Here is a 12824-nt window from a genome sequence, read left to right as displayed (position 1 = left end):
CACGCGCAGGACGGCGAACGGCTCAGCGCAGCCGGACCCGCGGGTCGATGGTCGCGTACAGCAGGTCCACCAGCACGTTCGCCAGTACCACGAAGACGGCCGCGATCAGCACGGTGGCCATGATGGTGGGCAGGTCACCCGAGCGCACGGCGTCCACCGCCGTACGCCCCAACCCCTGGATGCCGAACGTCGTCTCGGTGATCACCGTGCCGCCCAGCGCCCCGCCCACGTCCAGCCCCGCGATGGTCACCACCGGGGTGATCGCCGCGCGCAGCGCGTGTCGCCCGTACACGATGGGTTTGGCCAGGCCCTTGGCCCGCGCGGTCCGGACGAAGTCCTCGGACAGCGTCTCCAGCATCTGCGCCCGCGACAGCCGGGCGTAGATCGCCGAGAACAGGAAGGCCAGCGCCACCCAGGCGAGCACCAGCCCGCTGGCCCACTTCGCCGGATTGTCGAAGAGGGACGTGTAGCTGGGCACCGGTAGCCACCGCAGGTTGTAGACGAACACCAGCAGCAGCACCGCGCCCACGAAGTAGAGCTGCAACGAGGCGCCGGTCAGCGAGAACCCGATGGCGGCCCGGTCCAGCCAGGTGCCCCGCCGCAGCGCCGAGACCATGCCCAGCCCCACCCCGACTAGCAGCCAGAGGACCGCCGCCGGGATCACGATGCTCAGCGTCACCGGCAGCACCCGGGCGATGGTGTCCGAGACGGCTTCGTTGGTGACGTACGACCAGCCCAGGCAGGGCGCGTCGCACCGGCCACCCTGGGCGCTGCCCAGGTCCCGACCGGTCACGATGCCCTTCATGTAGCCGGCGTACTGGCTGATCAAAGGGTCGTTGAGGCCCAGGTCGTCGCGGACCCGTTCCAGCCGCTCCGGGTTGCAGTTCTTGGAGCAGATGCTGCTCACCGGGTCGCGTGGCAGGGCGAAGAACATGAGGAACGTCAGCACGCTCACCGCGAACAGAGTCAGCGTGGCGGAGAAGAGTCGCTTGATCAGAAACCGCGCCATGATTCCACCCCTACCGGGACGACTTCGGGTCGAGCGCGTCCCGCAACGCGTCGCCGAAGAGGTTGAAGGCGAACACCAGCGCGAAGATCGTGATGCCCGGGAAGAACACGTACGCCGGGTCGGTCTGGAGGTAGTCCAGACTGCGGTAGATCATCCGGCCGAAGCTCGGCGTCTCGTCGCTGAGACCGACGCCGATGAACGACAACGCGGCCTCGCTGGTGATGAACTGCGGCACCGCCAGGGAGAACGACACCAGGATCGGCGCCCAGATGTTCGGCAGGAGCTGCCGGAAGATGATGTGTCCCAGCCCGGCGCCGCTGGCCTTGGCGGCCTCCACGAACTCCCGCTCGCGCAGCGCGATCACCTGCCCGCGCACCAGGCGGGCCGTGCTGGTCCAACCGAAGATCGCGAACACGGCGATGAGCACGCCCACCCCGAACGCGGACGACACCTGCCCCCGCTCACCGTAGAAGCGCAGCGTGATCGTGGGGGTGAGCGCCAACGCGATGATCAGGAACGGCATGGCGAGGGTCAGGTCGGTGATCCAGTTGGTCACCGCGTCGAGCCAGCCGCCGAGGTAACCGGCCAGCGCGCCCAGCACGATCCCGATCGTCGCGGTGATCAGGGCCGCGGCGAACGCGATGAACAGCGACGTGCGCAGCCCGTAGATCAGCCGGATGAAGATGTCCCGGCCCAGCCCCGGTTCCAGACCGAACCAGTGCTCTCCGGTGACCCCGCCGACGTAACCGAGCGGCATGCCGAAGCCGTCGAGCAGGCTCTGGAACTGCTCGCGCGGCCCGACGCCGTAGACCATCTCGATCAGCGGGGCGGACAACCCCAACACCATGAAGAAGACCAGGAGTACGCCGCTGACCACGGCCGTACGGTCGCGGCGCAGCCGCATCCAGGCGAGCTGGCCGGGTGAGCGGCCGACGACACCCTTCGCCTCCGATCCGCCCGCGTCCGAGCCAGTCTCGATCTCGGCCAGCGCCACACCCTCCACCGGGGACAGGCTCACGACGACACCTCCTCGATGCTCGCTGCGGTGCCGCGACCCGCCCCTGCGGTGGCCACGCCGGCCGGCGCGTCCAGGCCGGCGTCGGCCGATTCGGGAAAGTGACACGCGGTGGCCTGCCGGCCGCCGTCGCGCGGCACCAGCGCGGGCTCCTCGGTGGCACACACGTCCTGCGCCTTCCAGCAGCGGGTACGGAACCGGCAGCCCGACGGCGGGTCGAGCGGCGTGGGCACGTCGCCGGTCAGCCGGATCCGGCCCGCCGGACCGAGCTGCGTGACGTCCGGGATCGCCGAGAGCAGCGCCCGGGTGTACGGATGCTGCGGGCGCTCGTAGATGTCCTCCCGGTCGCCGATCTCCACGATCCGGCCCAGGTACATGACCGCGACCCGCTGGCAGAAGTGCCGGACCACGGCCAGGTCGTGCGCGATGAACACGAACGCCAGCCCGAGCTCCCGTTGCAGGTCGCGCAGCAGGTTGACGACCTGCGCCTGGATCGAGACGTCCAGCGCGCTCACCGGCTCGTCTGCGACGATCAGCTTCGGCCGCAGCGCGAGCGCGCGGGCGATGCCGATGCGCTGGCGCTGGCCGCCGGAGAACTCGTGCGGGTACCGGTTGTAGTGCTCCGGGTTCAGCCCGACCAGCTCCAGCAGCTCCTGCACCCGCGCCTTGATCCCACCGGCCGGCTTGATGCCGTTGACCTGCAACGGCATCGCCACGATCCGGCCCACCGTGTGCCGGGGGTTCAACGACGCGTACGGGTCCTGGAAGATGATCTGAAGTTCCTGCCGCAGCGGGCGCAGCTCCCGCCGGCCCGCGTGGGTGATGTCCCGCCCGGCGAACTCGATGCTGCCGCTCGTCGGCTCCAGCAGCCGGACCAGCATCCGGCCGGTGGTCGTCTTGCCGCAGCCCGACTCCCCCACCAGGCCGAGCGTCTCGCCGGGGCGCACGTCGAAGTCGAGCCCGTCGACCGCCCGCACCAGACCGGTGGCGCGCAACCCCTGACGTACCGGGAAGTGCTTGGTCAGCCCACGGACCCGCAGCAGTGGTTCGTCGCTCATCGGGCCACCCCCACGGATGCCACGTTCTCGGCGTAGATCGCGGCGCGCTCCTCGGCGCTCAGATGGCAGGCGACCAGGTGACCGTCGCCGCCCGCCGGCCGCAACTCGGGTACCTCCGTGCGGGACCGGTCGCCGACCCGGTCGTCGTACCGGCAGCGCGGGTGGAAGGCACACCCGGACGGCAGGTTGATCAGGCTGGGCGGGTTGCCGGGAATCGGCACCAGGTCCGCGTCCGCGTCGCCGTGCAGCGACGGCACGCTGGAGAGCAACCCCCAGGTGTACGGATGCTGCGGCGAGCGGAGCACCTGCTCCACGCTGCCGTGCTCCACGGCCCGCCCGCCGTACATGACCAGCACCTCGTCGGCGACCTGGCCGACGACGCCGAGGTCATGGGTGATCAGGATGATCGCGGAGTGGAACTCGGCTTGGAGGTCGGCGAGCAGGTCCAGGATCTGCGCCTGCACGGTGACGTCCAGCGCGGTGGTCGGCTCGTCGGCGATCAGCAGCGCCGGGTCGTTGACCAGGGACATCGCGATCATCGCCCGCTGGCGCATGCCGCCGGAGAACTCGTGCGGGTACTGGTCGTAGCGGCGGGCCGGTTGCGGGATGCCCACCCGGTCCAGCATGTCCACCGCCCGCTGGCGGGCCTCGCGCCGGCTGGCCTTCGGGTGGTGCACCCGGTACGCCTCGGCGATCTGCCGGCCGACGCTGTAGTACGGGTGCAGCGCGGACAGTGGATCCTGAAAGATCATCGCCATGTCCCGGCCGCGCAGCCGGCGTACCTCCTCGTCCGGCAGACCGACAAGCTGTCGGCCGCCGACGGAGATCTCCCCGGTGATGGTGGCCCGCTTGGGGTCGTGCAGGCCGAGGATGGCCAGCGACGTGACGCTCTTGCCGGAGCCGGACTCGCCGACGATCCCGAGCGTGCGCCCCCGCTCGACGGCGAAGGACACCCCGTCGACCGCGCGCACCACGCCGTCGGAGGTGTCGAACCGAACCCGCAGGTCGCTCACCCGCAGGTAGGCGTCCAAGCTGTCCACGGCACCTCCCTCAGTGACGAAGAGAACTTACAACAATATCCAGAGGGTGAAAATAAGCTACAAGTTCGGCACGTGTCAGCGGGCCCGAGCGTAACGAGTCCGCATCAGCCCCGCACGCCCGTCACCTCGCACATTCGTGGCATCGGACGTACGTCAGGTGCGACCATTGGGCGCGCGGCCAGCAGAGGATGCCCGTGACACGAGGTGGAGGTGACGATGACCGCGGCGGTGTTCAACCACGAAGGCCCGTGGAGCGAAGAGGATTACCTCGCCCTCGGCGAGACGCAGCAACGCGTCGAACTCTTCGACGGGAGCCTCCACGTGACCCCAGCCCCCACCCCCCGACACCAACGCATCTCCCGCAGGCTCGGCAACATCCTCGAAGCAGCCGCCGGGCCGGCCGGCCTCGAACTACTGGAGGCGGTGAACGTCCGACTCCGGCCCGGTCGGATCCCAATCCCCGACCTCGTGATCACCGGTCCGATCGACTTCGACGAACTCAACGTCGGAGCGGGTGACGTGCGGTTGGTGTGCGAAATAATCTCACCGAGCAACGCATCCACCGACAAAGTGTTGAAGATGCACTATTACGCCGCCGCCGGGATCGGGTGGTACCTGCTGGTGGAGCAGGAGACCGGCGCGCTGCGCCTCTACCAGCGCCAGGGCGGCCACTACGTCGAAGCAGCGGCTGCGAAACGCGGCGAGGTCCTGGAACTGACCGAGCCGGTACGGGCCACGATCCGGCCGGAAGAACTTCTTCCCTGACGGGTGTCGGTCGGCTGCCCTAGGGTCGTCGCATGACCGAGTTCGACGCGGCCACCGCCGCCGTCCAGGCCGCCCTCGACGCGGGAGCGCGGTACGCCGACGCGCGGGTGATGCACCGCCGCTACGAGTCGATGACCGCGCGCAACGGCGACGTGGAGGAACTGACCCAGGACGAGAGCGTCGGGCTGGGCGTCCGGGCGCTGGTCGGCGCGAGCTGGGGCTTTTTCGCCGTACCCGATCTGTCGGACGCCGCCGCCCGCGACGCCGGCCGGCGCGCGACCCGGACCGCGATGGCGAGCGCGCGGGTGCCCGGCCCCCCGGTCGACCTGGTCGCGGTCGAGGCCGTGACAGCAAGCTGGTCCTCGGACTGCCGGATCGACCCGCTCGGGGTTCCGCTGTCCGACAAGGGTGACCTGCTGGTCGGCGCGACCCGCACGATGGCCGAGCACGGGGCGGACCTGACCGAGGGGCTCTACCAGATCTGGGACACCGCGAAGTGGTTCGTCTCCAGCGAGGGCCACCGCATCGACCAGCGGATCCGCGAGTGCGGCGGCGGCATCTCGGCCACCTCGATCGGCGACGGCGAGACACAGCGGCGGTCCTGGCCCAGCTACCGCGGGCAGTACGGCAGCACCGGGTGGGAACTGGTCGAATCGCTCGACCTGGCCGCGCACGCCGCGCAGATCGCCGAGGAGTCCCGGGCGCTGCTCACCGCGCCGCCCTGCCCGGCCGGCGAGACGGATCTGATCCTCGGCGGCGAGCAGTTGGCCCTGCAGATCCACGAGTCGGTGGGGCACGCCATCGAACTGGACCGGATCCTCGGCTGGGAGGCCGCGTTCGCCGGCACGTCCTGGCTGGACCTGGCCCAGCTCGGCTCGCTGCGCTACGGCTCCGAGCTGATGAACATCACCATCGACCCGACGATCCCCGGAGCGTTGGGCAGTTTCGCCTTCGACGACGAGGGCTCCCCGGCGGTCAAGCGGGACGCGGTGCGCGACGGTCGCTGGGTGGGTGTGCTCGCCGGCCGGGATTCGGCGGCCATGGCGGGCCTCGACTACGGCGGCAGCGTACGCGCCGACGGGTGGGCCCGGCTGCCGATGGTGCGGATGACAAACGTCGGCCTGGAACCCGGCCCGCACACCCTGGAGGAGATCATCGCGGCCACCGACGACGGCGTGTTGATGGATCTCAACCGATCCTGGTCGATCGACGACAAGCGGCTCAACTTCCAGTTCGGCTGCGAGGTCGGTTGGGAGATCAAGAAGGGGCGGCGGGGGCGGATGCTACGCAACCCGACGTACACCGGGATCGGGCCGCTGTTCTGGCGTTCGATGGACATGCTCTCCGGCGAGACCGTGCCCTGGGGGACACCCAACTGCGGCAAGGGCCAGCCGGGCCAGATCGGGCACACCGGCCACCCGGCCGCGCCGGCCCGGTTCCGCAACGTCCGCGTGGGGGTGTCAGCGTGAGCGCGAGGAGTGAGCCGGGTTTGCGAGCCCCGCAGTCGCGAACGAAAGGCGGCTCCGCGTGAGCGCGAGGAGTGAGCCGGTCTTGCGAGCCCCGCAGTCGCGAACGAAAGGCAGTTCCGTGAGCGCCGTGCGAGCCGCGCAGTCGCAACTGAAGGAGCTGCCGTGAGTGGGTCGACGGAGTCAGAACTGGCCGGCCAGGTCGTCGAGCTGGTCCGGCGGCTCGGCGGCCCGGCCGTGCAGGCCGAGGCGGTGGTGACCCGGGCGGATCTGGCGCTCACCCGCTTCGCCAACTCGGCCATCCACCAGAATGTCTCCGAGTCGACGGTCGGCGTCCGGCTGCGGTTGCACGCCGACGGACGGACCGCCGCCGGCAGCGGCAGCATCGTCACACCGGACGGGCTGCACGCGCTTGTCGAACGGACCCTTGCCGCGGCGCGCCTCGGCCCACTCGACCCGGGCTGGCCCGGTCTGGCGCCGCCCACGCCCGCACCGGTCGCGCCGCCCGTCGATGAGGCGACCGCCTACGCCGAGCCGGACCAGCGGGCCGACCGGGTGGGCGCTTTCGTGGCCGCTGCCGGCGGCCTCGCCACGGCGGGTTACTGCCGTACCGCGCACCGCTCGGCGGCGTTCGCCAACTCGGCGGGGCACAGCGCGTACGGCCGCTCGGCGGAGGCCGCGATGGACGGCATAGCTCGACGCGACGGCGCGGACGGTGTCGCGCGGCGCAGCGCCGATCGGCTGTCCGACCTCGACGGAGCTGAGTTGGGCGCGCACGCCACCGCGAAGGCACAGGCGGCGGCCGATCCGGTCGAGTTGCCGCCGGGGCGCTACGAGGTGGTGTTCGAGCCGGCCGCCGTGGCGGACCTGTTGCAGAACCTGGCCTGGTACGGCTTCAACGGCAAGCGGTACGCCGAGCGGCAGTCCTTCGCCGAGCCGGGAGCGGCCCAGTTCGACCGGCTGGTGACCCTGGTGGACGATCCGCTCGGCGCGTCGGGCCTGCCGTTCGACGCCGAGGGCACCGGCCGGCGGGCGGTGACCCTGGTCGAGGAGGGCACCACGCGGGCGGTCGCGCACGACCGGCGGACCGCCGCCGAGGCGGGTGTGGAGTCCACCGGGCACGCGATCGCGGGCGGTGCCACCTGGGGCCCGATGGCCCGCAACCTGCGGCTCTCACCCGCCGTGGCCGGCCCTCCCAGCGCGGTGGGCCGAAACACCACGGGCGCGGCGGCCGGAGCGGTCGTCGACGCGGACACCGCGACGCTGGTCGCCGGGGTACGACGAGGACTGCTGGTCACCGATCTCTGGTACACCCGTGTGCTCGACCCGAAGAGCCTGGTCGTCACCGGATTGACCCGCAACGGGGTGTGGCTGATCGAGGACGGCGCGGTCGTCCGGGCGGTCCGTGACCTGCGGTTCACCGAGTCGTACCCCCGGGCGCTCGGACCGGGCGCGGTGCTCGGGCTGGGCTCTGAAACCGTGCGCCAACCGGATCGGGTGGACGGCGCGTGGTGGGCGGCGCCGTCGGTGTGGCTGGCGTCCTGGCACTTCACCGGAGGCGCGTCGGGCTGACGTTTCGGCAATGCGCCACTAACGTGCGGGATTGACGGCGTTTCCGCAGGCCAGACACACGGGACACTCCCTTGCGCGGACGGCTCGCAAAGATCGGCGTAACGTGTGTCACTTAGCTGCGTCGGTCGATCCGGCGTGGTCGTTGGTGTGCGCATGACGTGGCAGCGGGTGCGGGTTCGCCGGTCCGCGTGCCGACCGGGAAGAGACCAGCCCGCCCGTACGGGCCCGTCGAGGAGACGACTCGAATGACTTCAACGGCAACGAGGCCGCGGGGGGCGCGGGCGCGCGCCGCCATCGCGGCGAAGACGTTGCGTACCGACCGATGGTGGTTCGCCCCGCTGATCACGGTGATCGGGCTCAGCGCCTGGGTGGCGTACGCGACGGTCCGGGTCTTCATGCACAAGTGGTACTGGGTGGACCAGTTCCGCTACCTGACCCCGTTCTACTCCCCGTGCGTGACCGACCGGTGTGTCGAGCAGGCCTCCCACTTCGGCCGGTTCCTGCCCGGCTGGTGGATCATCCCGGATGCCGCGCTGACCCTGCCGTTCCTGCTGCTGTTCCGGCTCACCTGCTACTACTACCGCAAGGCGTACTACCGGTCGTTCTGGCTGTCGCCGCCGGCCTGTGCGGTCCCGGACGGTCACAAGGAGTACGGCGGCGAGACCCGCTTCCCGCTGCTCGGCCAGAACCTGCACCGCTACTTCTTCTACGCCGCCGCGATCATCTCGCTGATCAACACGTGGGACGCGATCCTCGCCTTCCACTCGCCGAAGGGCTTCGGCTTCGGCCTGGGCAACCTCGTCCTGCTGCTCAACGTGGTGATGCTCTGGGCGTACACCATCTCCTGCCACTCCTGCCGGCACATCATCGGCGGGCGGCTCAAGCACTTCTCCAAGCACCCGGTGCGCTACCGGGCGTGGACCTTCGTCTCGGCGTTGAACGTCCGGCACATGCAGCTCGCCTGGATCACCCTCGGCACCCTCGCCCTGACCGACTTCTACGTGATGGCGCTCGCTGCCGGCTGGTTCAACGACCTGCGGTTCATCAACTAAAGGGCCCCTGACATGACCACAACCACTCGCATCGAACGACACCACTACGACGTCGTCGTCATCGGGGCCGGCGGCGCCGGTCTGCGCGCGGCGATCGAGGCCCGCCTCGCCGGCAAGAAGACGGCGATCATCTCGAAGTCGCTGTTCGGCAAGGCGCACACGGTGATGGCCGAGGGCGGCGCCGCCGCCGCGATGGGCAACGTGAACAGCCGCGACAGCTGGCAGGTGCACTTCCGCGACACCATGCGCGGCGGCAAGTTCCTCAACAACTTCCGGATGGCCGAGCTGCACGCGAAGGAGTCGCCGCAGCGGATCTGGGAGCTGGAGACGTACGGTGCGCTCTTCGACCGCACCAAGGACGGCAAGATCTCCCAGCGCAACTTCGGTGGACACGAGTACCCCCGACTGGCGCACGTGGGCGACCGGACGGGCCTGGAGCTGATCCGCACCCTCCAGCAGAAGATCGTCTCGCTACAGCAGGAGGACAAGCGCGAGTTCGGCTCGTACGACGCCCGGATCAAGGTCTTCTCCGAGACGACCATCACCGAGCTGCTGCTCGACGGTGACCGGGTCGCGGGCGCCTTCGGCTACTACCGCGAGTCGGGCGAGTTCATCCTCTTCGAGGCGCCGTCCGTGGTGCTGGCCACCGGCGGTGTCGGACGCTCCTACAAGGTCACGTCGAACTCCTGGGAGTACACCGGGGACGGTCACGCGTTGGCGCTGCGCGCCGGGGCGACGCTGATCAACATGGAGTTCCTCCAGTTCCACCCGACCGGCATGGTCTGGCCGCCCTCGGTGAAGGGCATCCTGGTCACCGAGTCGGTCCGTGGCGACGGTGGTGTCCTCAAGAACTCCGAGGGCAAGCGGTTCATGTTCGACTACGTCCCCGACGTCTTCCGCAAGCAGTACGCGGAGACCGAGGAGGAGGCGGACCGCTGGTACACCGACCCGGACAACAACCGGCGTCCGCCGGAGCTGCTGCCCCGCGACGAGGTGGCACGCGCGATCAACAGTGAGGTCAAGGCCGGTCGGGGCTCCCCCGCCGGCGGTGTCTTCCTGGATATCGCCAGCCGGCGCTCGGCCGACGAGATCCGCCGCCGGCTGCCCTCGATGTACCACCAGTTCAAGGAGCTGGCCGACGTCGACATCACCTCCGAGCCGATGGAGGTCGGGCCGACCTGCCACTACGTGATGGGTGGCGTCGAGGTGGACCCGGACTCGGGCGCCGCCTTCGGCCACGTACGCGGCCTGTTCGCCGCCGGCGAGGTGTCCGGCGGCATGCACGGCTCCAACCGGCTGGGCGGCAATTCCCTGTCCGACCTGCTGGTGTTCGGCAAGCGGGCGGGCGGGCACGCGGCCAGCTACGCCGACGGGTTGTCCGCCCGGCCGAAGGTGGCCGTGGACGCCGTCGAGGCCGCCGTGGAGACCGCGCTGGCCCCGTTGCAGCGGGACACCGGCGAGAGCCCGTACACCCTCCAGCAGGATCTCCAGGCGGTCATGGGGGATCTGGTCGGCATCATCCGGCGCGAGGGCGAGTTGACCGACGCGCTGGTGCGACTGGCCGAGCTGCGCGAGCGGGTCGCCAAGGTGAGCGCCGCCGGCGGCCGACGCTACAACCCCGGCTGGCACCTCGCCCTGGACCTGCGCAACATGCTGGTGGTCTCGGAGTGCACCGCGAAGGCGGCGCTGGAGCGGCAGGAGTCACGCGGCGGGCACACCCGGGAGGACTACCCGGCGATGGAGCCGAAGTGGCGGCAGGTCAACCTGGTCTGCTCCCTGGACGGCGACACCGTACGGCTCACCCGCAAGCCGCTGCCGAAGATGCGGGCGGAGCTGATCGGCCTCTTCGACCGGGCCGAGCTGGCCAAGTACCTCACCGACGAGGAGCTCGCCGACTTCGACTCCCTCGTTGCCGACGCTGGAGAGGCGGACAATCGATGAGCGCGAAGCGTCAGTTCCGGATCTGGCGGGGTGACGAGACCGGCGGCGACCTGCAGGACTACATGGTCGAGGTGAACGAGGGCGAGGTCGTCCTCGACGTCATCCACCGCCTCCAGGCCACCGACGCCCCTGATTTGGCCTGCCGGTGGAACTGCAAGGCCGGCAAGTGCGGTTCCTGCTCGATGGAGATCAACGGCAAGCCGCGGCTGGGCTGCATGACCCGGATGTCGACCTTCGGCGACGAGGAGACCGTCACCGTCACGCCGCTGCGGACCTTCCCCGTCATCCGGGACCTGGTCACCGACGTCTCGTTCAACTACGAGAAGGCGCGGGAGACGCCGGCGTTCGCCCCTCCGGCGGACGTCGCCCCGGGCGACTACCGGATGCAGCAGGTCGACGTCGAGCGCTCGCAGGAGTTCCGCAAGTGCATCGAGTGCTTCCTGTGCCAGAACGTCTGCCACGTGATTCGTGACCACGAGGAGAACAAGCAGGCGTTCTCCGGTCCGCGGTACTTCATCCGGGCGGCCGAGCTGGACATGCACCCGCTGGACACCAAGACCGACCGCAAGGAGTACGCGCAGGCCGAACAGGGCCTCGGTTTCTGCAACATCACCAAGTGCTGCACCGAGGTCTGTCCCGAGCACATCAAGATCACTGACAACGGGATCATCCCCATGAAGGAACGCGTCGTCGACCGCAGGTACGATCCCCTTGTGTGGCTTGGTAGCAAGATCTTCCGTCGGGGCGAGACGCCCCAGACCAGCGTGACCACCGCCCGCCAGGGCTCGGCGACGTCGTCGGGTGCGACCCGGGGCGGGGTGCACTCGCACGCGGGTGGCTCGCACGACCCGCGGGCCGAGGCGCAGGCGCAGTCCGGCGTCAACTGGGACCGGGAGGTGCCCCACCCGACCGCGCCGGCGGTCGACGACCGGGGCCGGCTGCCGCTGACCGAGCTCACCTTCGACCGGCCGGCCGCGCCGTCACCCTTCGGTGACGACGTGACCTTCCCGCTGCCTCCGGAGCACCTCAACTTCGCTCACCCGGACCAGGACGACAAGCACTGAGCACAGACCACCAGGGGCGGGGGCTGTCGACGACGCCGACAGCCCCCGCCCCATTCCCCCCACCCCCCACCCACCCACACCCACACCCACCCGCCCCCCACCCACCCCCCGCCCACCCCCGCCCACCCCCGCCCACGTTGATCATGAAGTTAGCGTCCTGCCTGCCGGCGTGTCGTGACGCCAACTTCATGATCAACGGCGCCCTGAGGGACCGGGGGTGGGATGGGGTGGGTGGGTTTAGGGGGTTCTCAGGTGGGGGCGTAGGGCTGCCACGATGGGGGCGTCGGCCGGCAGCCAGGTGACCGAGTCCAGTTCGTCGACGGTCAGCCAACGCAGTTCCTGGTGCTCCAGCGCCTGCGGCTCGTCCCCGTGCAGCAGACGAGCGGCGTACACCTTGAGCGCCGAACGGCCGTGGGCCATCCGGACGTTGCGGCCGACCCGAGCACCGATCTCGACGCGTACGGCCAGTTCCTCGGCGCACTCCCGGATCAGCGCCTCGGTCTCGCCCTCCCCCGGCTCGACCTTCCCACCAGGGAACTCCCACATGCCGGCCACCTCCGGCGGGGCGGATCGCGCACAGGCGAGCACCCGTCCATCCCGGATGATCGCCGCTCCCACGATCACTTTCAGGTCCCGTTGTTGGGCCTGCCCGCCACCATTAGCCCGTTCGGTCTGCACGGGCGTCCAGGGTGCCAGATCAATCGGCGGTTTGGGTACCGACACCGTCCGCTAGGCCAATAGAACACGGAAGTGTGGGCGTGGACACCCCTAGCGAGCGACGACAGACTAGGAGGCACCGACAAGACACGGGATGGCGACGATTTGGCCACAAGCCGGCAACG

At 70.0% G+C, this 12824-nt stretch carries 11 protein-coding genes; 6 read left to right on the top strand and 5 right to left on the bottom strand.

The window, feature by feature from the left end; all coding sequences use genetic code 11:
- Window positions 1-22: 22 nt before the first annotated feature.
- Genes ACLQ24_RS05860 through ACLQ24_RS05845 form a run of 4 tightly spaced genes read right to left on the bottom strand, consistent with a single transcriptional unit; the run spans window position 23 to window position 4122 of the window.
- On the bottom strand, window positions 23-1009 hold the full coding sequence (locus tag ACLQ24_RS05860) for an ABC transporter permease (RefSeq protein ID WP_425889416.1): 987 nt from the start codon (window positions 1007-1009) through the stop codon (window positions 23-25).
- 10 nt (window positions 1010-1019) lie between these two features.
- Window positions 1020-2027, bottom strand: a complete 1008-nt coding sequence (locus tag ACLQ24_RS05855; protein ID WP_425889414.1) for an ABC transporter permease — start codon at window positions 2025-2027, stop codon at window positions 1020-1022.
- Window positions 2024-3082 (bottom strand): ABC transporter ATP-binding protein, encoded by a 1059-nt coding sequence (locus ACLQ24_RS05850; RefSeq protein ID WP_425889412.1) that lies wholly within the window; start codon window positions 3080-3082, stop codon window positions 2024-2026. Before ACLQ24_RS05850 ends, ACLQ24_RS05855 begins: the two co-directional genes overlap by 4 nt.
- Window positions 3079-4122 carry an ABC transporter ATP-binding protein gene (locus ACLQ24_RS05845; RefSeq protein ID WP_425889411.1) on the bottom strand — a complete coding sequence of 348 codons (1044 nt, stop codon included), beginning with the start codon at window positions 4120-4122 and terminating at the stop codon, window positions 3079-3081. Before ACLQ24_RS05845 ends, ACLQ24_RS05850 begins: the two co-directional genes overlap by 4 nt.
- A 216-nt stretch (window positions 4123-4338) precedes the next feature.
- On the opposite strand from ACLQ24_RS05845, the gene ACLQ24_RS05840 reads away from it, so the two are divergent.
- The 6 genes from ACLQ24_RS05840 to ACLQ24_RS05815 all read left to right on the top strand — a co-directional run bounded on the left by ACLQ24_RS05840 (window position 4339) and on the right by ACLQ24_RS05815 (window position 11982).
- Window positions 4339-4887: a Uma2 family endonuclease gene (locus ACLQ24_RS05840; RefSeq protein WP_425889410.1), complete on the top strand. Its 549-nt coding sequence runs from the start codon at window positions 4339-4341 to the stop codon at window positions 4885-4887.
- Window positions 4888-4919: 32 nt separating this feature from the next.
- On the top strand, window positions 4920-6356 hold the full coding sequence (locus ACLQ24_RS05835) for a TldD/PmbA family protein (RefSeq protein ID WP_425889408.1): 1437 nt from the start codon (window positions 4920-4922) through the stop codon (window positions 6354-6356).
- 162 nt (window positions 6357-6518) lie between these two features.
- Window positions 6519-7925: a TldD/PmbA family protein gene (locus ACLQ24_RS05830; protein WP_425889406.1), complete on the top strand. Its 1407-nt coding sequence runs from the start codon at window positions 6519-6521 to the stop codon at window positions 7923-7925.
- 245 nt (window positions 7926-8170) lie between these two features.
- Complete coding sequence (locus ACLQ24_RS05825; RefSeq protein ID WP_425889404.1) at window positions 8171-8977, top strand: hypothetical protein; 807 nt, start codon at window positions 8171-8173, stop codon at window positions 8975-8977.
- A 12-nt stretch (window positions 8978-8989) separates the two neighbouring features.
- On the top strand, window positions 8990-10918 hold the full coding sequence (locus ACLQ24_RS05820; protein ID WP_425889403.1) for a fumarate reductase/succinate dehydrogenase flavoprotein subunit: 1929 nt from the start codon (window positions 8990-8992) through the stop codon (window positions 10916-10918).
- The gene (locus ACLQ24_RS05815) at window positions 10915-11982 is read left to right on the top strand and encodes a succinate dehydrogenase/fumarate reductase iron-sulfur subunit (RefSeq protein ID WP_425889401.1); all 1068 of its coding nucleotides are present in this window, start codon (window positions 10915-10917) and stop codon (window positions 11980-11982) included. Before ACLQ24_RS05820 ends, ACLQ24_RS05815 begins: the two co-directional genes overlap by 4 nt.
- A 237-nt stretch (window positions 11983-12219) precedes the next feature.
- On the opposite strand, the gene ACLQ24_RS05810 is transcribed toward ACLQ24_RS05815, so the two are convergent.
- The gene (locus ACLQ24_RS05810) at window positions 12220-12660 is read right to left on the bottom strand and encodes a (deoxy)nucleoside triphosphate pyrophosphohydrolase (RefSeq protein WP_425889399.1); all 441 of its coding nucleotides are present in this window, start codon (window positions 12658-12660) and stop codon (window positions 12220-12222) included.
- Window positions 12661-12824: the final 164 nt, after the last annotated feature.

Source organism: Micromonospora sp. DT4, assembly GCF_049841675.1.
GTDB lineage: Bacteria > Actinomycetota > Actinomycetes > Mycobacteriales > Micromonosporaceae > Micromonospora.
This window is presented reverse-complemented; position numbering and strand designations above follow the sequence as displayed.

Excerpts from the sequence above, each read along its gene's own strand:
- ACLQ24_RS05820 (WP_425889403.1), top strand. The coding sequence starts at position 8,990 with ATGACCACAACCACTCGCATCGAACGACACCACTACGACGTCGTCGTC.
- ACLQ24_RS05835 (WP_425889408.1), top strand. The coding sequence starts at position 4,920 with ATGACCGAGTTCGACGCGGCCACCGCCGCCGTCCAGGCCGCCCTCGAC.
- ACLQ24_RS05825 (WP_425889404.1), top strand. The coding sequence starts at position 8,171 with ATGACTTCAACGGCAACGAGGCCGCGGGGGGCGCGGGCGCGCGCCGCC.
- ACLQ24_RS05860 (WP_425889416.1), bottom strand. The coding sequence starts at position 1,009 with ATGGCGCGGTTTCTGATCAAGCGACTCTTCTCCGCCACGCTGACTCTG.
- ACLQ24_RS05815 (WP_425889401.1), top strand. The coding sequence starts at position 10,915 with ATGAGCGCGAAGCGTCAGTTCCGGATCTGGCGGGGTGACGAGACCGGC.
- ACLQ24_RS05850 (WP_425889412.1), bottom strand. The coding sequence starts at position 3,082 with ATGAGCGACGAACCACTGCTGCGGGTCCGTGGGCTGACCAAGCACTTC.
- ACLQ24_RS05840 (WP_425889410.1), top strand. The coding sequence starts at position 4,339 with ATGACCGCGGCGGTGTTCAACCACGAAGGCCCGTGGAGCGAAGAGGAT.